Below are 19,879 nucleotides of genomic sequence, written 5' to 3'. Positions count from 1 at the left end.
AAACGATCAGGTGTCCGTGTTGGAAAGGGGAAATACCAGGGCCGAGGGCAGATCGATATCCCAGGTGATCCCGGGGTCCTCGACCGCTACTGATTGAACCCTGGCCGTCGCGAACAGGGACTTGGCCCCACGATCCCCGGACAATCCCCGCAACGCAGCCCCGAAACCGCTCCCGAAGCCCACCGGATGGCCATATCGACCGGACAGCGTCGGCACCCGGATCAGGTCGCTGGCCATGCCATCCAGTACCCGCGCGAACGTCTGCGGCAGGATAAACGGCATATCGCCGAGCACCACCAGCCAACCGCCGGCACCGGAGGTGGCGGCGACTCCTGCGGCGATGCTCTCGCCCATCCCGGAGGAATCCAGCAACACCGCCCGACAGCCATGGGCGCGCGCCAGGCGAATCACTTCGGCACGATCAGACGTGGTGACCACGATCCGCTCGCCAAGACCGCCAGGCAGGCTGCCCAGCACCTGTTCCAGCACCGGCCGCACTATCCCGTCACGCCCACGACAAGGCGCCAACAACTTGTCCTGGTCCGCCCCGGCGACCTGCCGAAAACGGCTGCCCTGCCCCGCCGCCAGGATAATCGCCGCCGCCCGGTCACTCACTGACCGCAAGCTCCGGTTTTTTCTGCCGCAATTCCACGCCGTTCTTGATCGCGACGATCTCCGCCAGCAACGACAAGGCGATCTCCGAAGGCGTGTGACTGCCGATATGCAAGCCGATCGGCCCATGCAGGCGGGCGATGGATTCCTCGCTCAAGCCCAGCGCCGCGAGATTGTCCCGGCGTTTGCGGCTGTTGACCCGCGAGCCCAGGGCACCAATGTAGAAGGCCCTGGAGTTCAAGGCCGTGAGCAATGCCATGTCGTCCAGCCGCGGGTCGTGCGTCAGGGCAACGATGGCGGTGCGTTCGTCGGTCTGGATATTCAGCACGGCCTCATCCGGCATGCCCGGCACAAAGCGCCCATGGTGCTCCTCCCAGCCGTGGACGAACTCCTCCCGCGGATCGCAGATCAGTACTTCGAAATCCAGCATCCGGGCCATTTCCGCCACGTACCGCGACAACTGGCCGGCGCCGATCAACAACAGGCGCCACCGGGGCCGTAGATGGCCCGCAGGGTCTGCTCGTCGAAAACCAGGGCGTCGTGCCTGCTCGCCTCGTGCAGGGTCACCGCGCCGCTGCTCAGGTCCAGTTCCCGGGCAACGATTTCGTGAGCCTCGCAACGCCGCAGCAGTTGCGCGACCCAGTCGGGATCGTCGATCCGCTCCTCGGTCAGGCGCAGGGTTCCACCGCACGGCAGGCCGAAACGCGCCGCCTCCTCACGGGTCAGCCCGTAGGTCACCAGTTGCACCGGCGGCCCGTCCGCGGCCAGGCGGCCATCGTGCAGCCGGGCAATCAGGTCGTCTTCAATGCAGCCACCCGAGACCGAGCCGATCACCACGCCATCGCCGCGCAGGGCCAGCATCGCCCCCGGCTGCCGGGGCGCACTGCCCCAGGTCTGGACCACGCTGTACAAGACCACCCGCTGGCCGGCGCGGCGCCATTGCAGGACGCTGCGCAGGACATTCAGATCGACGCTGTCCATCAGGCCTTCGCCTTGTTCCAGCCTTGCAGCTGGTAACGCACGGGCAGGCTGCGGATCCGCTGGCCGGTGGCGGCGAAGATCGCATTGCACAGCGCCGGCGCGATCGGCGGCACGCCCGGCTCGCCGACACCACCGAGCGGCACCTCTCCCGGCGGAGTGACCAGGTGTACCGCCACCTCTTTCGGTGCCAGGGACATGCGCGCCACTTCATACATATGGAAGTTGTCCTGCTGGACCTTGCCTTCCTTGAAGCTGATTTCCCCCAGTACCGCATTGCCCAGGCCCATCACACAGGCGCCCTCGAACTGCGAGCGGATCCGCTCGGGGTTGATCTGCGGCCCGCAATCCACGGCGATATCGGCCTTGTGCACGATCAGCGTGCCATCGTCCTTGACCTCGACCTCGATGGCCGCCGCCACATAGGTGACAAAGCTGTAGTGCACCGCCAGGCCCAGCCCGCGCCCCTTGGGCAGCTTGCGTCCCCACCCCGCCGCCTTGGCCGCGGTTTCCAGCACGCCGCGCAGGCGGGCGGTGTCGATCGGGTAACGCTCGGGGGATTCGCCGTAGTTCCACTGGTCGCTCAGGGTATGCGGATCGATCTTGCGATCCGGCCCCAGCAACTTGAGCTGATAGGCCAACGGATCCTGCCCGGCCTTGTGGGCGAGTTCGTCGACAAAACTCTGGATGGCGAAACCATGGGGAATGTTCGACACCGAACGGTACCAGCCGACGCGGGTATGCACCTTCGCCTCGGGGTTTTCCAGGCGCACATTGGGAATGTCGTAGGCCATGTTGGTGAAACCCATGCCCAGCTCGAATGCCGCTTCGTTGTTCATGTTGGGCGCGAACAACGCGGTGATGCTCGGCGCCACCGTGCGGTGCAGCCAGCCGGAAGGCGTACCGTCCTTGTTCAGGCTGGCGCGCAGATACTCCGCCGAGACGGTATGGAAATAGGAATAGTGGATGTCGTCTTCGCGGGTCCATTGCACCCGCACCGCCTGGCCCGGCATCGCCTTGGCCAGGATCGCCGCCTCGATGACGTAGTCCGGCTTGGACTTGCGGCCGAACCCGCCGCCGAGCAGGGTGACATTGACGGTGACCTTGTCGAAGCCGATGCCCAGCCGCTCGGCAATCCGCTCACGGGTGACCTGCGGCGCCTGGGTCGGTGCCCAGGCTTCGCACTGGCCATCGTTGAAACGGGCGATGGCGACCATCGGCTCCATGGGTGATTGCGACAGGTGGGGCAGGTAGTAGTCGGCCTCGAAATGACTGGCGGCACGTTTCAGCGCTTCGTCGACATTGCCGGTGTTGCGCACCACCTTGCCCGGCTTGCGTGACGAGTCCTCCAGTTCCTGGCGATAGGCGATGGAGTCGTAGCTGACGTTATCGCCATTGTCCCAGACGATATTCAACGCCTCGCGCCCCTTGATCGCCGCCCAGGTATTGCTGGCGATCACCGCCACGCCGCCCAGCGGCTGGAATTCCGAAGGCAGCGGACGCGCTTCGATCTCCAGCACCTTGAGCACACCCGGGACCTTGAGCGCGGCCGCCGAATCGAAGGACTTGAGCTTGCCGCCATACACCGGCGGCCGCGCCACGGTGGCATAGAGCATGCCGTCGAAATGAATGTCGGCACCGTACAGGGCCCGGCCATTGACGATATCCGCCCCATCGATGGCCCGCGTCGACTCCTTGCCAATGTAGCGAAATTCCGCCGGCTGCTTGAGTCTCAGGCTGTCCCGGGCCGGCACCGCCAACGCGCCGGCGGCTGCCGCCAGGGCACCGTAGCCGAGTTCGCGCCCGCTCGGGCTGTGGATAACCTTGTGCAAGCGGGCCTGGCACTCGCCCACCGGGACTTTCCACTGCTGCGCCGCCGCCTGTTCGAGCATGGTCCGCGCCGCCGCGCCGCAACGTCGCATCGGCTCGTACCAATGGCGCATGCTGCGCGAGCCATCGGTATCCTGGTTGCCGAAACGCACTTCGTCCGCCGGTGCCTGGCGGACCTTCACCAGCGCCCAGTCGGCCTCCAGTTCATCGGCCACCACCATGCTCAGGCTGGTCCGCACGCCCTGGCCCATCTCGGAACGGTTGCAGGTCACTGTCACGCTGCCATCGGCGTCGATGCTGACATAGACCTTGGGATCGTCGATCCAGCCATTGGGCATGCCATCGGCGCCGTACTTCTTCTCACCCTCGGCAAAGGCCTCGGGCAAGCCCCAGGTCGCTGCCAGCACCAGGGCACCGGTGACCCCGACCCCCTTGAGAAAGCCGCGCCGGCTGAGGTTGCTCAGGGCGAAATCGTTCAGGGACTGGCTCATGCCTTGGCCTCCTGCAGGTGCGCGGCGGCATTGTGGATTGCCGTCTTGATGCGGTTGTAGGTACCGCAGCGGCAGATATTGCCGACCATCGCTTCTTCGATCTGCTCGTCGCTGGGCTGGGGGTTGACCTTGAGCAGTGCCGTGGCGGACATGATCTGCCCGCCCTGGCAGAAGCCGCACTGCGCCACCCCGCCGTCCAGCCAGGCCTGCTGCACCGCCTGGCCGACCGGGTCGCGGTGCAAGCCATCGATGGTGTTCACGCTCTTGCCCGCCACCGCACCGAGCGGAGTGATGCAGGAACGCGCCGGCAGGCCGTCGATGTGCACGGTGCAGGCACCGCACAGGCCCATGCCGCAGCCGAACTTGGTCCCGGTATAACCCGCCACGTCACGGATCGCCCACAGCAGCGGCATGTCCTCGGTAGCGTCCAGGGGATGGTCTTGACCATTGAGTTTCAGGGTAATCATGGGCACGCCCGCATTATTCAGGTCATGGGGGTCGAGCCATCTGCGCAGGCGCCGCACGGACGGCAGCAGATCGACTCAGGCTAATCGGCTCTTTCATGAAGTGAGTACTTCATCGGCCGTTCTTGAAAGCATTATTTACAGCGTTAACCGGCCAAGGGAAAGCCGTTTTCACAAAAAAGCCCTATGTAGTCTGACTACATAGGGCTTGGCATGGCAGCCTTCAGCATAGCTTCAGTACAGGTTCGGTTCCATTTCCAGCTCGACGGCAAAGCGCTCGGCGATATCGGCCTGGATCCTGCGGGCCAGGGCGAGCAACTGCCCGCCACTGGCGCTGCCGTAATTGACCAGTACCAGCGACTGCAAGCGGTGCACACCGGCATCGCCCTCACGGAAACCTTTCCAGCCGGCAGCCTCGATCAACCAGCCCGCCGCCAGCTTCACCCGCCCGTCAGCCTGTGGATAACCCACCAGCCCGGGATGCGCCTGCTTCAGTTCGGCGGCGTGGACCGCCGATACCAGCGGGTTCTTGAAGAAACTCCCGGCATTGCCGAGGACCGCCGGGTCGGGCAGTTTTTCGCTGCGGATACTGCAGATGGCCCGGCTGACATCACTGGCGTTCGGCTGGCTGATGCCCTGCTCGCTCAGGCGCTCGGCCACCGGGCCATAGCCCAGGTGCAGGTGCTCGACCCGGCTCAGGGCGAAGCGCACACGCAGGATCAACCAGCGTCCGGCGGCATGCTTGAACAGGCTGTCGCGATAACCGAACTGGCATTCTTCCAGGGAGAACTCGCGCAACTCGCCGGTCTGCCGGTCCAGGGCGGTCAGGCCGGCGAACACGTCCTTGATCTCGACCCCGTAGGCGCCGATGTTCTGCATCGGTGCCGCGCCGACGGTGCCGGGAATCAGGCTGAGGTTTTCCAGGCCGGACCAGCCCTGGGCCAGGGTCGACAGCACGAACGGATGCCAGGGTTCACCCGCCTCCGCTTCAATGACCACCCGTTCGCCGTCATCGCTCAGCAGGCGGATGCCACGGCTGCCCATGCGTAGCACCAGCGCCGGAACATCCGCCGTCAACAGCAGGTTGCTGCCACCGCCGATCACCAGCAGCGGCAGTTGCTGTTGCGCCGCATAAGCCAGGGCCTCGCGTACGTCATCGTCGCTGTGGGCCTCGGCGAACCACTGCGCGCGGACATCGACACCAAAGCTGTTATACGGCTTGAGGGAGACCCCGGCTTGCAGTTGCAGGCTCATAGACACCCCTTGAGTTCGACGACCAGGCGGTCGCTGGCCTGTTCGATCAGGTCCAGCACCTGCTCGAACCCGTGTTCTTCGTCATAGTACGGATCCGGCACTTCCTCCACCGCACCGTCATAACGACGCAGGAACAGGTCCAGCTCGGCCTTGCCCTGGGCCGGTTGCAGCAGCTTGAGGTTGCGCAGGTTACTCTGGTCCATGGCCAGGATCAGGTCGAAGCGGTTGAAATCCGCCGCGCTGACCTGCCGCGCGCGCTGCGCCGACAGGTCATAACCGCGCATCCGTGCCGCGCGCTGGCTGCGGCTGTCAGGCGCCTTGCCGACATGCCATTGGCCGGTCCCGGCGGAATCGACTTCGATATGCTCGGCCAGGCCGGCCTCGCGCAACTTGTGGCGCAATACACCTTCGGCCGTGGGCGAACGACAGATGTTGCCCAGGCAGACAAACAGAACCCGCATCAGGCCTCCAGCAAGCGACGAACGCGATCGAGATCCTGCTCCGTGTCGACACCGGTAGGCGGTGCCTCCAGGGCATCGGCCACATGGATCCGCACGCCGTGCCACAAGGCACGCAGCTGTTCCAGGCGCTCGGTGGTTTCCAGCCAGCACGGGCCCCAGCCGACAAAGTCATGCAGGAAGCCGGCGCGGTAGGCATAGATGCCGATATGCCGACGGAACGGCACACCTTCGGGCATCGTCTCGCGGCTCCTGGCGAATTCATCCCGGGCCCAGGGCAAGGTGGCGCGGCTGAAGGTCAGGGCCAGGCCGTTGATGTCGCTGACCACCTTGACCACGTTCGGATTGAACAGGGTCTCAACGTCTTCGATCGGCTCGGCCAGGGTGGCCATGCGCGCCTCGGTGTGCGCCGCCAGGTTGGCCGCGACCTGATCGATCACCACGGGCGGGATCAGCGGCTCGTCGCCCTGGACATTCACCACGATGGCATCCGCCGCCAGCCCCAGCAGGCTGGCGACTTCGGCCAGGCGATCGGTCCCGGACTCATGATCTTCGCGGGTCAACAGCACTTCGGCGCCGAAGGCCTTGCAGGCCTCGACGATCCGCGCGTCATCCGTCGCCACCACCACCCGCTGGGCGCTGCTTTTACAGGCCTGCTCCCAGGTGTGCTGGATCATCGGCTTGCCGGCGATCAATTGCAGCGGCTTGGCCGGCAGGCGCGTGGAGGAAAAACGCGCCGGAATCACGACGATGAACGGGGTGCTCATTTGTCCAGGCGCTCATCGGTGCTCAGGGTGCGGGCCTCGCTTTCGAGCATCACCGGGATGCCGTCGCGAATCGGGAATGCCAGGCCGGCGCCCTTGCTGATCAGCTCGGTCTTGTCGGCGCTGAGCTTGAGCGGCCCCTTGCAGATCGGGCAGGCGAGGATATCGAGCAGTTTGGTGTCCATGAGGGATTCCCTGGATAAAAACGGGTTTAGGGCAAAAGACGATCGGGCAACAGGCGCAGCAGTTGCGTGTCGAACCAGGCCGCGAAAGCCTCGGAAGGCAGCGCATCGACCGCCAGGTACCACCAGTCGGGTGCCGCGAACGCCTGGCACTTCACCGCATCCTTTTCGGTCATGACCAGTGGTAGCGACGGCGTGAAACTCAAGGCTGCCGCGCTGTATTCGGCATGGTCGGCAAAAGCGTGGGGCACTGGCTGCCAGTGTAGCGTTTCGAGGGTGCCGAAGAAACGTTGCGGGTTGCCGATCCCGGCCACCGCGTGCAACGCCTGTCCGGGCGGAAAATGGTCGAGCGGCCGGCGTTCGCCGCTCAGCAGATTGACCAGGGCGGTCGGTCGCAGGTGGAAGGCGAAGCCTTTGTCACCATCCTCGGTGGCCCCGTTGTACAGCAGCGCATCGACACTTTGCAGGCGTTCGAGAGGTTCGCGCAACGGTCCGGCAGGCAGGCACCGGCCATTGCCCAGGCCACGGGCGGCATCGATCAGCACCAGTTCCAGGTCGCGGGCCAGGCGGTAATGCTGCAAGCCGTCATCGGAAAGGATCAGATCGAGGGTTTCGCTGGCCAGCAGGGCCTGCACCGCACGGCTGCGATCCGGGTCGATCATCAGCGGCACATCGTTGCGCCGGACGATCAGCAAGGGCTCATCGCCGGCCACCGCTGCGTCCTGGTCGGCGCGCACCCGCCACGGCAGGCTCGGCGGCCTGGCGCCATAACCCCGGCTGACCACGCCGACGCGCAGGCCACGGCGCCGGCAATGCTCGACCAGCCAGAGAATCATCGGCGTCTTGCCGGTGCCGCCGACGGTGATATTGCCGACCACGATCAACGGAACAGGAGGCTGGTAGATAGTCCCCGAGCCCGCGACAAAGCGCGCCCGCTTGCCGTCGACCACCCGGCGATACAGCCACTCCAGCGGACGCAGCAGAACCAGGGCCGGATGGCCGCTGTACCAGGCGCGCAACAGACGATCGGAAAGTGCCATCAGGGAGCCGGCGCCGCCTCGACGGTGGTCATGCGCAAATGGCTGAAGCCGAGCTTGCCGGCGGCGTCCATGGCGGTGATCACGGCCTGATGCTGGGTCTTGCCATCGGCGCTGATGGAAAGCGGCAGGTTGGTATCGCCGCCGGACTCTTTCTGCAGGGCCTCCATCAGGCTCGCCAGGTCATTTTTCGGCAACAACTGGTTGTTCACCGAGAACACCCCGTCGGCGCTGATGGCGATATCCAGTTGCTTGACCAACTGGTCTTCGGCGGGCGAGCCGCTGACCGCCTGCGGCAGGTCCACGCGCAGCTGGGTTTCGCGGGTGAAGGTGGTGGTGACCACGAAAAACAGGAGCAGGACGAAGACCACGTCGATCAGCGACGCGAGGTTGATATCGATGGTTTCCCGGGGCTTGCGGCGGAATTTCACGCTCTGCCCTCGGGCATTTCCACATCACGGTCGCCCTGTACCACCTCGACCAGCTTGATCGCCTGCTGCTCCATGCCGACCACCAGCTCGTCGATCCGGCGTTGCAGGAAGCGGTGGAAGAACACCGCCGGAATCCCCACGATCAGGCCGGAAGCCGTGGTGATCAGGGCCTTGGAGATACCACCGGCGAGGACCGCCGCGTTGGTGGTCATGCCCGAACCCATGAACGAACTGAAAATATCGATCATGCCCAGCACCGTGCCCAGCAGGCCGAGCAACGGTGACATGGCGGCAATGGTGCCGAGGGCATTGATATAGCGCTCCAGCTCATGAATCACCCGGGCGGCGGCTTCTTCGATGCACTCCTTCATGATCTCGCGACCGTGCTTGGAGTTCGCCAGGCCCGCCGCGAGAATCTCGCCCAGGGGGGAGTCGGCCCGCAGTTGCTTGAGTTTTTCCTTGTCCAGCTGCTTGTCCTTGATCCAGACCCAGACCTGCCCGAGCAGATGCTCCGGGGTCACGCGACTGGCGCGCAAGGTCCACAGCCGTTCGGCAATGATGCCCAAAGCCGCGATGGAACTCAGAATGATCGGCAACATCATCCAGCCGCCGGATTTGACCAATTCCCACACAGTGACAGTCCCCTCGAAAAAGTGCGCCACTCTAACATAGGGGTCGGTCTGGCCGAAGAACGTGATGTCGCATGCTGCTGCGCTTTAATAACCCCCGGTTATTTAAATCTTGAAGCCCCCCAAGGCTCCACTGTGCCCCGCCCTCCCGCGGGAGCTGGCTTGCCTGCGAAGCGGTCTTCAACAGCGTCACCTGCTTCCAGGGCCCCTTCGCGGGCAAGCCCGCTCCTACAGTCTCCGCTCCGGGTCGCCATTCTGTGCCGGCTCAATCCTCCGCAGCCCAGCGCCAGAAGCGCCTCTGCTCACGCTGCGACCGGGCGGCGCCGAAGGCTCCCAGTTGCAGGCGCACGGCGCCCTGCTCCGCGCTGTCATGGACCTGCATGCCCAGGGCCTGGTAGCGCGCCATGACCTGCGGGTGCGGATGGCCGAAGGCATTGCCATGCCCCCGCGAAATCAGCACGGCCCGGGGCGCCAACCGCTGAAGGAAAGCCATCGAGGACGAACTGCGACTGCCGTGATGGGGCGCCTGCAGCCAGTCGCCGGCGACGGCCAGCGGACTCTGCAGGAACGCCTGTTCGGCCTGGATATCGATATCGCCGGTGAGCAGCAACCGCTCGCCACTCGCCTCGATCTGCAGGACACAGGAACGCTGGTTGCTGTCCGTGGCATCCGGCCATTGCCACAGGGCAAAGCTCACGCCGTCCCATTCCCAGCGTTCGCCGCTGACACAGGACTCGGCGAACAACTGCGCCGGCAGGCCCGCGGCGTCACCGCTGAGCACCCGGCCCACCGGCAAGCCGTTGCGCACCGCCAGGGCCCCGCCGGCATGGTCGGCATCGGCGTGGCTGATCAGCATCAGGTCGAGCGCCCGCACGCCCAGCTTGCGCAAGGACGGCAGCACCACGCGCTGGCCCAGGTCGAAATCGCCAAAGCGTGGCCCCGCGTCATACAGCAGGTTGTGGTGCCGGGTACGCACCAGGATCGCCAGTCCCTGTCCGACATCCAGTTGCCAGACCTCGGCCTGGCCTTCTGGCATCCGGGAGGGCGGTGCCAGCACCATCAGTGCCGCCAGTGGCCAGCCCAGGGGCCGCAGCGGCACCCCCGCGGGCAGCAACAGCAGCAGGATGCCCAGGCTGCCCAGCAACCAGGCCCACGGCGGGATGGCCTCCGGCAACCAGGCCGGAATCCGCAGCGCCACCTGGGCAAGCCCGAGGAACAGCAGTTCCAGCAAGCCGCCGGCCAGCCACAGCAATGCTTCACCCACCCAGGGCAGTGGCAGCAGCAAGGTGCCGAGCAAGGCCAGCGGCAACACCATGAGGCTGATCCAAGGCACCGCGATCAGGTTGACCCATGGTCCACTGAGGCTGACGGGCAGGCCCAAGACCAGCAGGAACGGCACCAGCCCGAGGGCGATGGTCCATTGCGCGCGGGTCCAGGTCTGCCAGATCCCCCAGGCACCGAGACGCCGGCTGAAGGTGAAGACCAGCACCGCCACGGCGGCAAAGGACAGCCAGAACCCCGGTCGCAGGCTCGCCAGCGGCTCGAACAGCAGGACCAGGTTCAGCGCCAGCAGCAGCGGCCAGGTAGCCCCCAGGTGGCGAAAACGCAGGCGCCACAGCAGCACCAGGCCGATCATCGCGCAGGCCCGCTGCACCGGAACGCCGAACCCCGCCAGCAGGCCGTAGCCCAACGCGGCCACGAAGGCCAGGCCACAGGCCCATGGCAGCCAGGGCCGGCGCTGCGGCCACAGGCCATAACGCGCCAGCCCGGCAATCAACCCATAGACCAGGGCGGCGAAGAGCCCGATATGCTGTCCGGAAATCACCAGCAGATGGACGGTCCCGGTGTCCTGCAGGATGCGCCAGGTCTCGGCCGACAGTCCCGAGCCATCCCCCAGGACCAATGCCACCAGGGTCGCCGCCTGGCCCCGGGCCTCGACCTGCAGCATCCGCTGGCGAATCGCATCGCGCCAGGAACCCGTGGAGGGCGCCAGCAATTGCCCGTCCTTGACCGTCCCCGTGGCGCCGATCCGTTGCGCCAGCAGCCAGGCCTCACGATCGAAACCATGGGGATTGAGCAGCCCCCGCGGCGACTTGAGCTTGACCGCCAGCCGCCAGCGTTCGCCACTGCCGACCGGTGGCCCGCCATACCAGGCCAGGCGGATCCGCCGCGGCAGCACGCCTCGCCGCGCCGTCGCGTCCGCCAGCTCAAAGCGCTGCACGGCATCGCCCGGTTGCGGCAAGCCGACCACTCGCCCTTCGAGCCACAGCGTCTGGCCGTCGAGGGCCAGCGCCAGGCGATCAGCCAGGGCCCAGTGCGCCTGCAGGCAGGCCCAACTGAAACCGAACAGGAACAAGGCAACGGGATAGCTGCGAAACGGCAACAGCATCAGGCCGACCAGCGACAGCACCGCCAGCATTCCGACAGGCGGCAACTGCGGCAAAAACCGCAAGGCCAGCAATCCAGCCGCCAGCGCCAGCATCCCTGTGCGCATTCCCCACTCCTTGAACCGGTCCCCAGTTCTCGGAATAGCCCGCCTGCCCGGCAGGTGCTTTATTAATTGTCACAAAGTCTGAATTGGCCGTACGTAGAATCCGGGCATACTGCCCGCTTGAACCGACCGAGAAGCCTTATGCCGCGTCGCTTATTCAAACGCTACATGCCCGACCCGGACAGCATCCGGGAACACAAGCACTTACGATTCTTCGGCAAACTGCTTCACGATCCGAACCTCTGGCACCTCAATCGGCATTCGGTGGCCCGGGCCATGGCGGTCGGTCTGTTCGCCGCGTTGATGCCGATCCCGTTGCAGATGTTGCTGGCGGCGTGCCTGGCGATCTGGGTGCGCGGCAACCTGCCGATTGCCGTCAGCCTGGTGTGGCTGACCAATCCGCTGACCATGCCGCCGATCTTCTACTGCACCTACCAGATCGGCGCCTGGGTCATGGCGGTGCCCCCGCGCAGCCTGCCGGACGAACTGACCTGGGACTGGATCAGCGGCCAGCTGGCGACGCTGTGGCAACCCTTCTTGCTCGGATCGGTGATTCTCGGGCTGTTGCTGGCCGCATTGGGCTACTGCGTAACCATGGGTTACTGGCGGTGGTGGGTGGCGCGGCAGTGGAAGAGGCGTCGGGAACAACGCCGCAAGGGATAACGCACGTTCTGCGTCACAACAGAGGACGCGGAGCGTCCTGCGCGGCGTTCCCACGCAGAGCGTGGGAACGATCATCAGGCCAGTGCTACTGGCGCATGCCGCGGCCGCTGACCAGCAACCGCGCACAACCGACATACAACACCACCGTGGCCACCAGCATGAAGGTGATCGCCACGCTGATGCGGATATCCGATACGCCGAGGATGCCGTAGCGGAAGGCGTTGACCATATGCAGCACCGGGTTGGCCAGCGAAACGCTCTGCCAGAACGGTGGCAGCAGGGTGATCGAGTAGAACACCCCGCCCAGGTAGGTCAACGGCGTCAGCACGAAAGTCGGGATAATCGAGATATCGTCGAAGTTGCGTGCAAAGACCGCGTTGATGAAGCCCAGGAGCGAGAAGATCGTCGCGGTCAGCACCACCACCAGCACGGTCACGCCCAGGTGATGGACCTGCAGATGGGTGAAGAACAGCGACAGCAGGGTCACGATGATCCCCACCATGAGGCCGCGCAACACACCGCCGAGGGTGTAGCCGATCAGGATCGTATGGGGTGAAACCGGGGAGACCATCAGCTCTTCGATCGAACGCTGGAACTTGCTGCCGAAGAAGCTCGAGACCACGTTGCCGTAGGAGTTGGTGATCACCGACATCATGATCAGCCCCGGCACGATGTACTCCATATAGGTGAACCCGCCCATATCGCCGATCTGCCGGCCGATCAGGTTCCCGAAGATCACGAAGTACAGGACCATGGTGATCGCCGGGGGCAGCAGGGTCTGCGGCCAGATCCGGGTAAAACGCTTCACCTCGCGGTAAACGATGGTGTTGAGGGCGACCAGGTTGGGTTGCAGCTCCGAACTCATACCGCCACCTTCGACAGGTTTTTTTCCACCAGGGACACGAACAACTCCTCGAGGCGATTGGTTTTGTTACGCAGGCTGAGGACTTCGATCTGCTGCGTGGCCAATTGGCTGAACAGCGCGGTGATGCCCACCGCCTTGTCGACCTGCACTTCCAGGGTGTGACTGTCGAGCAGCTTGCTCGGGTAGCCGATCAACGCCGGAGCGACCGTCTGGGCATGCTTGAGGTCGAGCAGGAAGGTCTCGACGTGCAGTTGGCTGAGCAACTGGCGCATGCTGGTGTTTTCGACAATGGTGCCGTGGTCGATGATGCCGATGTTACGGCACAGCTGCTCAGCCTCTTCCAGGTAATGGGTGGTGAGGATGATGGTGATGCCTTTCTCGTTCAGCTCAGTGAGGAAGGTCCACATCGAGCGACGCAGCTCGATGTCCACCCCGGCCGTCGGTTCGTCGAGGATCAGCAGGCGCGGTTCGTGAACCAGGGCGCGGGCGATCATCAGCCGGCGCTTCATGCCGCCGGACAACGAACGCGACGGCACATCGCGCTTGTCCCACAGGCCCAGCTGGGTCAGGTACTGCTCGGCGCGTTCCTTGGCGATCTTCGCCGGAATGCCGTAGTAGCCGGCCTGGGTCACGACGATATCGAAGGTTTTCTCGAACTGGTTGAAGTTGAACTCCTGGGGCACCACGCCGATGCTGCGCTTGAGCGCCGCCGGGGATTTGTCCAGGTCGTTGCCAAAGATATTCACCGTGCCGCTGGTCTTGTTCACCAGGGTCGAGAGAATGCCGATGGTCGTGGATTTGCCGGCACCGTTGGGGCCGAGCAAGGCGAAAAAGTCACCTTCGGCGACATCCAGATCGATACCACTCAGGGCCTGGAAACCGTTGCCGTAGGTTTTGGTTAGCTGCCGGATGGACAGAGCGGAACTCATATCGGATTCATGCACCAAGAAGGGAAGAAAGTTCTAAATAAGGGCAAGCCTGCTCGAAAACAATAGCGGCGCGCCAGCACTATGGTGCTTGGCAGCGCCGCACAAGTACAGCAACCCGCGTTAATAGTGGGTATTAAGTCAACGCTGTCATGACTGCCCGCTGGTAGGCCGGACGTTGTTTCAGACGATCGTACCAGGCACTCAAATGGGGCAGCGACGGGCGCTCGATGGGCATTTCGAACCAGGCATAGATAAAGCTGCCGAGGGGAATATCACCCATGCCGATCTCGTCGCCGGACAGGTACGGTTGCCCGGCCAGCGCCTGATCGACCGTGGCCAGCAATTCACTGCAGGTTTTCAACGAGGCATTGATGGCCGTCCAGTCCTGTTGCTCGGCCGGGGTACGCAACACGCCCCAGAACACCCCGCGAAACGGCGTGGCAAAGGATGAGGTGGTCCAGTCCATCCATTTCTCGGCGCTGGCCCGCGCCTGCAGGTCATCGACATACCAGGCGGAACCGGCGGCATGCCTGGCGGCCAGGTAACGCACGATGGTATTGGACTCCCACAGGACAAAATCGCCGTCCTCGATCATCGGGACCAGGCCGTTGGGATTTTTCTCGCGGTACTGCGGCGTGCCAACGACCCCGAAGGCACCACCGGCATCGATGGCCTCGTAGGACAGGCCCAGTTCTTCGGCAATCCACAGCGCCTTTCTGACATTCGACGAATTTTTCCGACCCCAGATCTTCAGCATGACGGCCTCTCGTTGGATAAATGCCGAGGCAGTCTACGCCCGATCAGCCACGACTCAAATCGTTGCGCATGTCGCCACGCAGGGAAATCGCGTCGGGGGCGAACAGATGCGGATAACACTCGGCCAGGTGCCCGTAGAACAGCGATTCGGGCACATCGGCAAACTGCCCGTGGTCACGCAGGTATTCCATATGCCGTTGGCCACCCTGGGTGTAGGGGTGGAACACACTGTCGCTCAGGCCGTCGAATTCCAGCGGTATCACCCCGAAGGTTTCGCACAGGCCGCGGTCGAAGGCCGGCGTGGCCTTGACCCAGCGTCCGTCCAGATAGAACTCGGTGTAGCCGTGCATGGCGAACACCTCGCTCTTGAGCAACTCCAGCACCCGTGGCGTCGACAAGTGATTGCGCACATCCGCCAGGCCGATCCGCGCCGGTATCCCGCAATGCCGGGCGCTGGCGGCGAGCAAGGTGGCCTTGGGCACGCAGTAGCTCTGCCCCACCGCCAGGGCATGACTGCCGCGCAGGGTGTCGGGATTGCGGCTGAAGGCGTAGATGTTGTAGCGGATCTCGTCGCGCACCGCGTAATACAGGCGAATGGCCTGCTCCCGAGGATCGCGACCGGCGCCCCGGCGACTTTCGGCGAACTCCACCACCGCCGGGTGGTCACTATCGATGAAGCGTCCTGGATTCAGATACTCGTGCATGGCCGCAGTCTCCCCTGGGAAGCCTCGAGTCTAGCCCTCGACCTGGCGCGCCGATAACGACGATTCGGCCAAGTCACAGACCAACCGGGGGTTTCCTGCAACGACTCGAAGGCTTTGGACGTTCAGGGATTACCACCATTCAAATGATTTTTCCCACAGATTTAGACACACAGCTCTGACACCCCGCCTAGCAGATGCCGACTAAGCTCTGGGATGTTTTTGCCCTGTCTTCACGGAGGATTGAATATGTTGCTGTTGTGGATACTGGTTCTGCTGCTTGGCGTCGCCTACCTGGCGCACCGGCGCATCGCCCCGCTTCCCGCGCTTGGCGTGGTGGCCGTGTACCTCGTCGCACTGGGTATTTTTGTCCACGGCCATGGCTGGCTGAAGCTGGTCCTGTGGCTCATCCTCGCCGCCGTGGCGCTGCCGCTGTTGCTGCCCGACCTGCGGCGCCGGCTCTTCACCGCCCCGCTGTTCGCCTGGTTCCAGAAAGTCCTGCCACCGATGTCCGAGACCGAGCGCGACGCCATCGACGCCGGCACGGTCTGGTGGGACGGCGAACTGTTCAGCGGTCGTCCAGACTGGAACAAACTGCTGGCCTATCCCAAGGCGCAGTTGAGCGAAGAAGAACAGGCCTTTATCGATGGCCCGACCGAAGAGCTCTGCGCCATGGTCAGCGACTGGCAGATCGGCCAGGCCATGGACCTGCCGCCCGCCGCCTGGGAACACATCAAGCAGCACGGTTTCTTTGCCCTGATCATTCCCAAGGAGTTTGGCGGCAAGGGCTTTTCCGCCTATGCCCATTCCCAGGTGGCGATGAAGCTGGCGACCCGCAGCGGCGACCTCGCTTCCACCGTCATGGTCCCCAACTCCCTGGGGCCGGCGGAATTGCTGCTGCATTACGGCACCGACGAACAACGCAATCACTACCTGCCGCGGTTGGCCCGTGGCGACGATATCCCGTGTTTTGCCCTCACCGGTCCGTTGGCCGGCTCCGACGCCGGCTCGATGCCGGACACCGGGGTGATCTGCAAGGGTGAGTGGCAAGGCCAGGAAGTCCTCGGCCTGCGCCTGAACTGGGAAAAACGCTATATCACCCTCGGCCCGGTCGCGACCTTGCTCGGCCTGGCCTTCAAGGCCCATGACCCGGATCACCTGCTGGGCGAGGAAGAGGACCTGGGCATCAGCCTGGCGTTGATTCCCACCGATACCCCCGGTGTCGAGATCGGTCGTCGCCACCTGCCCCTGGGCGCCGCCTTCATGAACGGCCCGAACTCCGGCAAGGATGTGTTCATTCCCCTGGAATTCCTTATCGGCGGCCAGGAAATGCTCGGCAAAGGCTGGATGATGCTGATGAACTGCCTGTCGGTGGGCCGTTCGATCTCCCTGCCGGCGGTCGGCACCGGCGCGGCCAAGTTCACCAGCCTGGTCACCGGCCAGTACGCCCAGGTTCGCGAACAGTTCAATGTGCCGCTGTCGGCCTTCGAGGGGATCCAGGAAGCCCTGGCGCGAATCGGCGGCAATGCCTGGCTGATGGACAGCGCGCGGATGCTCACCGCCAACGCCGTGGACCTGGGGGAAAAACCCTCGGTGCTGTCGGCGATCCTCAAGTACCACCTGACCGAGCGCGGTCGCGAGTGCATCAGCCACGCCATGGACGTCCACGGCGGCAAGGGCATCATCATGGGCCCGAACAATTACCTGGGCCGCAGTTGGCAAGGCGCGCCGATCTTCATCACCGTGGAGGGCGCGAACATCCTCTCGCGCAACCTGATGATCTTCGGCCAGGGCGCCATCCGCTGCCATCCGTTCGTGCTCAAGGAAATGGCCCTGGCCGGACGCGAGGACCGTGACCAGGCGCTGCTGGAGTTCGACGGCCTGCTGCTCAGGCATATCGGTTTTGCCGTGAGCAATGCCGCCAGCACCCTGGTCCTGAACCTCGGGCTCGGCCACTTCGAGTCGACCCCGGGCAACCGCCTCAGCCAGGGCTATTTCCGCGCGCTGAATCGCCAGGCGGCGGCCTTCGCCCTGCTCGCGGACCTGAGCATGATGCTGCTCGGCGGCGAACTGAAACGTCGCGAGCGCCTGTCGGCCCGCCTGGGCGATGTGCTCAGCCATCTGTACCTGGCCTCGGCGGCGCTCAAGCGCTACCACGACCTGGATTCGCCGGAGTACCTCGAGCCGCTGTTCACCTGGGCCATGGAAGAAAGCCTCGGCCACTCGGAGCGGGCGCTGGACGAACTGCTGCGCAACTTCCCCAGCCGACTGTTCGGCTGCCTGTTGCGGGTCATCGTGTTCCCGTTCGGCCGTCGCCATACCGGACCGTCGGATGCCCTCGATGCCGCGGTCGCCGCGGTACTCGGCCGGGCCAAGGGCGATCCGGCCCTGGAAGCGGTGCTTGCCGGCTGCTATCGCCCGCAATCGGCGGACGATCCGGTCGGCGCGTTGCAGCAGGCCTATGACCTGCTGGGCGCCAGCCACGAGTTGCAGAAGAAACTGCACGCCGGACTCAAGGCCGGCCAGGTCAGGCCGGCGGCCGGCGAATCGGCCATCGACGCGGCCCTAGAAGCCGGGGTGCTGCAACCGGCCGAGGCCGAGGCCTTGCGCAAGGCCGAAGCCGCGCGACGCAAGGTCATCGATGTGGATGACTTCAGCAAGGAAGAACTGAGCCAGAGCGCCGGCAAGGTGCGCTAGCGGGACAACACGGGCGCGGGGCCTTATACTCTCGCGCCTGTTTTACTCTTGAGGCCCCTTGTCATGTCCAACGTCGTTGCCGATCACCTGGTCCTGCTCGACCACCTGCGCAGTATTCTGGTTGCCGTCGGTGAAGCCGAACAGGTCCCCGAAGAAAGCCATGCGCTGTTCCTGGAACGTTTCGACGAACTGCGGGCGCAACTGCCGGTCGAGCCCATCGAAAGCCAGTACCTGGGCCAGGACCTGCTGTGCCAGGTCATCCAGCGTTATCCACAGATCGCCCACCTGGTCCCGCGCGACCTGCTATGGTTCTTTGGCGGCGATTGCCTGCACTACATGCCGGACGAAGAGCTGGAGCTGTACCAGGCACTGGAAGAACGTCGCTACGAAGCCGAACAGAACGACGAACCGTTCGACTGGAACCAGGAAAAGCAGCTGCTGGCCCTGTCCAACCAGGACAGCAAGCACTGATGCCGAGCATCACCCGCCCCCTGTGGGAGCGGGCTTGCCCGCGAAGAACGATAACGCGCATCACCTGAAAGACCTCGGAACGCCCTTCGGGGGCAAGCCCCCTCCCACCGGTTCTTCCACGCCGCAGTGTCCAGGCCCCGCCCCTCAAGGCCTAAGGCGACATTGATCCCTGCGTCGATTTCAACGTCGGCTCCCGCGCCAGGCACGCCACCAGATAGTCGATGAACACCCGCAACTTCGGTGACAGATAGGGCGTTGGCGTATACAGCAGCCACAGGCCGCCGTGATACGAAGCCAGGAACGTCCACGCCGGCAGCACCTGCACGATCAGCCCCTGCTCCAGCGCATGCCGCGCGGTGAAATACGGCAGGCTGCCAATGCCGATATGTTGCAGCACCGCATCCAGTCGCACGCCGGTGTGATTGGCCGCATAACGCCCGCGCACCCCGACCGTGACCGACTTGCCGCCCCGGCGGAATTTCCAGCGGGCATCGTTGGGCGTATCCCCCAGATAGATGCAACTGTGTTCCAGCAGGTCATGGGGGTGCTGCGGCGTGCCATGCTCGGCGAGGTACTGCGGGGTCGCGCAGAGCAAATGCTCGATGGGCATCAACTGGCGCCCCACCAGGCCGACCGGCGGGTGATCGGTGATACGCAGGATCAGGTCGACATTGTCCTCGATCAGATCCACCGGCCGATCTTCGAGAATCATCTGCACATCCACCTGTGGATAACGTCGCAGGAATTCCGGCATGTGCGGATGCACGACGAAGCGCCCCACCGCTTTGGGCACACTCACCCGCACCAGCCCCTGGGCCTCCTGGGTGTACTGGCCGCTGATCTCCATCACCGAACGGGCGGCGCTGACCATGTCGCGACAACGCTTGAAGGTCTCCTCGCCGCTGTCGCTCAGGCGCAACTTGCGCGTGGTGCGCTGCAGCAGGCGGGTCGCCAGGGCCTTTTCCAGACGGGAAATCGAGCGACTGACGACGGACGGTGAAGAGCCCAGCTGACGGGCCGCCTCGGAAAAGCTGCCGGTCTCGACCACCTTGACGAAGATCGCCATTTCGCCGAGCAGTGCAAGGGGAGGATTTATGCTCATGACGCACAGGTCCATTGAGATTTGATCGGATTATCACATGCCCCGGCCATTTTTATACTGGTCGCCGACAAACC

Annotated in this window: 19 protein-coding genes and 1 pseudogene; 3 read left to right on the top strand and 17 right to left on the bottom strand. The window is 64.5% G+C overall.

Annotated features, from left to right (window positions below; genetic code table 11):
* Positions 1 to 6: 6 nt before the first annotated feature.
* From KI243_RS08670 to KI243_RS08615, 12 genes and pseudogenes are all read right to left on the bottom strand, one after another.
* Positions 7 to 615, bottom strand: a complete 609-nt coding sequence (locus KI243_RS08670) for a nucleotidyltransferase family protein (protein WP_212810695.1) — start codon at positions 613 to 615, stop codon at positions 7 to 9.
* A pseudogene (locus KI243_RS08665) lies at positions 608 to 1,593 on the bottom strand (XdhC family protein). The gene KI243_RS08670 and the pseudogene KI243_RS08665 overlap by 8 nt, the downstream one beginning before the upstream one ends.
* On the bottom strand, positions 1,593 to 3,911 hold the full coding sequence (locus KI243_RS08660) for a xanthine dehydrogenase family protein molybdopterin-binding subunit (protein WP_017126391.1): 2,319 nt from the start codon (positions 3,909 to 3,911) through the stop codon (positions 1,593 to 1,595). Before KI243_RS08660 ends, KI243_RS08665 begins: the two are co-directional and overlap by 1 nt.
* On the bottom strand, positions 3,908 to 4,378 hold the full coding sequence (locus KI243_RS08655) for a (2Fe-2S)-binding protein (RefSeq protein WP_017126390.1): 471 nt from the start codon (positions 4,376 to 4,378) through the stop codon (positions 3,908 to 3,910). Before KI243_RS08655 ends, KI243_RS08660 begins: the two co-directional genes overlap by 4 nt.
* A gap of 231 nt (positions 4,379 to 4,609) precedes the next feature.
* Entirely contained in the window at positions 4,610 to 5,629 is a 1,020-nt protein-coding gene (gene murB / locus KI243_RS08650; protein ID WP_212810694.1) for a UDP-N-acetylmuramate dehydrogenase, read from the bottom strand.
* Positions 5,626 to 6,090, bottom strand: coding sequence for a low molecular weight protein-tyrosine-phosphatase (locus KI243_RS08645; protein ID WP_212810693.1), 465 nt, complete (start codon positions 6,088 to 6,090; stop codon positions 5,626 to 5,628). The genes murB and KI243_RS08645 overlap by 4 nt, the downstream gene beginning before the upstream one ends.
* On the bottom strand, positions 6,090 to 6,854 hold the full coding sequence (gene kdsB, locus KI243_RS08640) for a 3-deoxy-manno-octulosonate cytidylyltransferase (protein WP_177085152.1): 765 nt from the start codon (positions 6,852 to 6,854) through the stop codon (positions 6,090 to 6,092). Before kdsB ends, KI243_RS08645 begins: the two co-directional genes overlap by 1 nt.
* Positions 6,851 to 7,036 (bottom strand): Trm112 family protein, encoded by a 186-nt coding sequence (locus KI243_RS08635; RefSeq protein WP_010447200.1) that lies wholly within the window; start codon positions 7,034 to 7,036, stop codon positions 6,851 to 6,853. The genes kdsB and KI243_RS08635 overlap by 4 nt, the downstream gene beginning before the upstream one ends.
* Before the next feature lie 26 nt (positions 7,037 to 7,062).
* Positions 7,063 to 8,073, bottom strand: coding sequence for a tetraacyldisaccharide 4'-kinase (lpxK, locus tag KI243_RS08630; RefSeq protein WP_177119669.1), 1,011 nt, complete (start codon positions 8,071 to 8,073; stop codon positions 7,063 to 7,065).
* The gene (locus tag KI243_RS08625; protein ID WP_017126385.1) at positions 8,073 to 8,501 is read right to left on the bottom strand and encodes a biopolymer transporter ExbD; all 429 of its coding nucleotides are present in this window, start codon (positions 8,499 to 8,501) and stop codon (positions 8,073 to 8,075) included. The genes lpxK and KI243_RS08625 overlap by 1 nt, the downstream gene beginning before the upstream one ends.
* Positions 8,498 to 9,133 (bottom strand): MotA/TolQ/ExbB proton channel family protein, encoded by a 636-nt coding sequence (locus KI243_RS08620; protein ID WP_017126384.1) that lies wholly within the window; start codon positions 9,131 to 9,133, stop codon positions 8,498 to 8,500. Before KI243_RS08620 ends, KI243_RS08625 begins: the two co-directional genes overlap by 4 nt.
* Before the next feature lie 262 nt (positions 9,134 to 9,395).
* Complete coding sequence (locus KI243_RS08615) at positions 9,396 to 11,624, bottom strand: DNA internalization-related competence protein ComEC/Rec2 (protein WP_212810692.1); 2,229 nt, start codon at positions 11,622 to 11,624, stop codon at positions 9,396 to 9,398.
* Between the two features lie 138 nt (positions 11,625 to 11,762).
* Here KI243_RS08615 and KI243_RS08610 point away from each other — a divergent pair, with 138 nt between their 5' ends.
* Positions 11,763 to 12,284 carry a DUF2062 domain-containing protein gene (locus tag KI243_RS08610; RefSeq protein ID WP_212810691.1) on the top strand — a complete coding sequence of 174 codons (522 nt, stop codon included), beginning with the start codon at positions 11,763 to 11,765 and terminating at the stop codon, positions 12,282 to 12,284.
* Between the two features lie 85 nt (positions 12,285 to 12,369).
* Here KI243_RS08610 and KI243_RS08605 read toward each other — a convergent pair whose 3' ends face one another.
* The 4 genes from KI243_RS08605 to KI243_RS08590 all read right to left on the bottom strand — a co-directional run bounded on the left by KI243_RS08605 (position 12,370) and on the right by KI243_RS08590 (position 15,538).
* Positions 12,370 to 13,149 (bottom strand): ABC transporter permease, encoded by a 780-nt coding sequence (locus KI243_RS08605; RefSeq protein ID WP_017126380.1) that lies wholly within the window; start codon positions 13,147 to 13,149, stop codon positions 12,370 to 12,372.
* Positions 13,146 to 14,078 carry an ABC transporter ATP-binding protein gene (locus KI243_RS08600; RefSeq protein WP_017126379.1) on the bottom strand — a complete coding sequence of 311 codons (933 nt, stop codon included), beginning with the start codon at positions 14,076 to 14,078 and terminating at the stop codon, positions 13,146 to 13,148. Before KI243_RS08600 ends, KI243_RS08605 begins: the two co-directional genes overlap by 4 nt.
* A gap of 133 nt (positions 14,079 to 14,211) precedes the next feature.
* The gene (locus KI243_RS08595; RefSeq protein WP_212810690.1) at positions 14,212 to 14,835 is read right to left on the bottom strand and encodes a glutathione S-transferase; all 624 of its coding nucleotides are present in this window, start codon (positions 14,833 to 14,835) and stop codon (positions 14,212 to 14,214) included.
* A 43-nt stretch (positions 14,836 to 14,878) separates the two neighbouring features.
* Positions 14,879 to 15,538, bottom strand: coding sequence for a transglutaminase family protein (locus tag KI243_RS08590; protein WP_177085160.1), 660 nt, complete (start codon positions 15,536 to 15,538; stop codon positions 14,879 to 14,881).
* 246 nt (positions 15,539 to 15,784) lie between these two features.
* On the opposite strand from KI243_RS08590, the gene KI243_RS08585 reads away from it, so the two are divergent.
* Entirely contained in the window at positions 15,785 to 18,232 is a 2,448-nt protein-coding gene (locus KI243_RS08585) for an acyl-CoA dehydrogenase (RefSeq protein WP_177085162.1), read from the top strand.
* A 63-nt stretch (positions 18,233 to 18,295) separates the two neighbouring features.
* Positions 18,296 to 18,703, top strand: a complete 408-nt coding sequence (locus tag KI243_RS08580; RefSeq protein WP_017126375.1) for a PA2817 family protein — start codon at positions 18,296 to 18,298, stop codon at positions 18,701 to 18,703.
* Positions 18,704 to 18,854: 151 nt separating this feature from the next.
* Here the strand turns inward: KI243_RS08580 and KI243_RS08575 are convergent, their stop codons facing one another.
* Positions 18,855 to 19,805, bottom strand: a complete 951-nt coding sequence (locus tag KI243_RS08575; RefSeq protein ID WP_212810689.1) for a LysR family transcriptional regulator — start codon at positions 19,803 to 19,805, stop codon at positions 18,855 to 18,857.
* Positions 19,806 to 19,879: the final 74 nt, after the last annotated feature.

The sequence above is a fragment of the Pseudomonas sp. Ost2 genome, from assembly GCF_018326065.1.
Classification (GTDB): domain Bacteria; phylum Pseudomonadota; class Gammaproteobacteria; order Pseudomonadales; family Pseudomonadaceae; genus Aquipseudomonas; species Aquipseudomonas gingeri.
The sequence above is the reverse complement of the archived record's forward strand: the minus strand, read 5'-3'. Positions and strand labels throughout refer to the sequence as shown.

Coding starts and splice junctions, on each gene's coding strand:
- KI243_RS08660 (WP_017126391.1), bottom strand. CDS start 3,911: ATGAGCCAGTCCCTGAACGATTTCGCCCTGAGCAACCTCAGCCGGCGC.
- KI243_RS08655 (WP_017126390.1), bottom strand. CDS start 4,378: ATGATTACCCTGAAACTCAATGGTCAAGACCATCCCCTGGACGCTACC.
- murB (WP_212810694.1), bottom strand. CDS start 5,629: ATGAGCCTGCAACTGCAAGCCGGGGTCTCCCTCAAGCCGTATAACAGC.
- KI243_RS08645 (WP_212810693.1), bottom strand. CDS start 6,090: ATGCGGGTTCTGTTTGTCTGCCTGGGCAACATCTGTCGTTCGCCCACG.
- kdsB (WP_177085152.1), bottom strand. CDS start 6,854: ATGAGCACCCCGTTCATCGTCGTGATTCCGGCGCGTTTTTCCTCCACG.
- KI243_RS08635 (WP_010447200.1), bottom strand. CDS start 7,036: ATGGACACCAAACTGCTCGATATCCTCGCCTGCCCGATCTGCAAGGGG.
- lpxK (WP_177119669.1), bottom strand. CDS start 8,073: ATGGCACTTTCCGATCGTCTGTTGCGCGCCTGGTACAGCGGCCATCCG.
- KI243_RS08615 (WP_212810692.1), bottom strand. CDS start 11,624: ATGCGCACAGGGATGCTGGCGCTGGCGGCTGGATTGCTGGCCTTGCGG.
- KI243_RS08610 (WP_212810691.1), top strand. CDS start 11,763: ATGCCGCGTCGCTTATTCAAACGCTACATGCCCGACCCGGACAGCATC.
- KI243_RS08605 (WP_017126380.1), bottom strand. CDS start 13,149: ATGAGTTCGGAGCTGCAACCCAACCTGGTCGCCCTCAACACCATCGTT.
- KI243_RS08600 (WP_017126379.1), bottom strand. CDS start 14,078: ATGAGTTCCGCTCTGTCCATCCGGCAGCTAACCAAAACCTACGGCAAC.
- KI243_RS08595 (WP_212810690.1), bottom strand. CDS start 14,835: ATGCTGAAGATCTGGGGTCGGAAAAATTCGTCGAATGTCAGAAAGGCG.
- KI243_RS08590 (WP_177085160.1), bottom strand. CDS start 15,538: ATGCACGAGTATCTGAATCCAGGACGCTTCATCGATAGTGACCACCCG.
- KI243_RS08585 (WP_177085162.1), top strand. CDS start 15,785: ATGTTGCTGTTGTGGATACTGGTTCTGCTGCTTGGCGTCGCCTACCTG.
- KI243_RS08580 (WP_017126375.1), top strand. CDS start 18,296: ATGTCCAACGTCGTTGCCGATCACCTGGTCCTGCTCGACCACCTGCGC.
- KI243_RS08575 (WP_212810689.1), bottom strand. CDS start 19,805: ATGAGCATAAATCCTCCCCTTGCACTGCTCGGCGAAATGGCGATCTTC.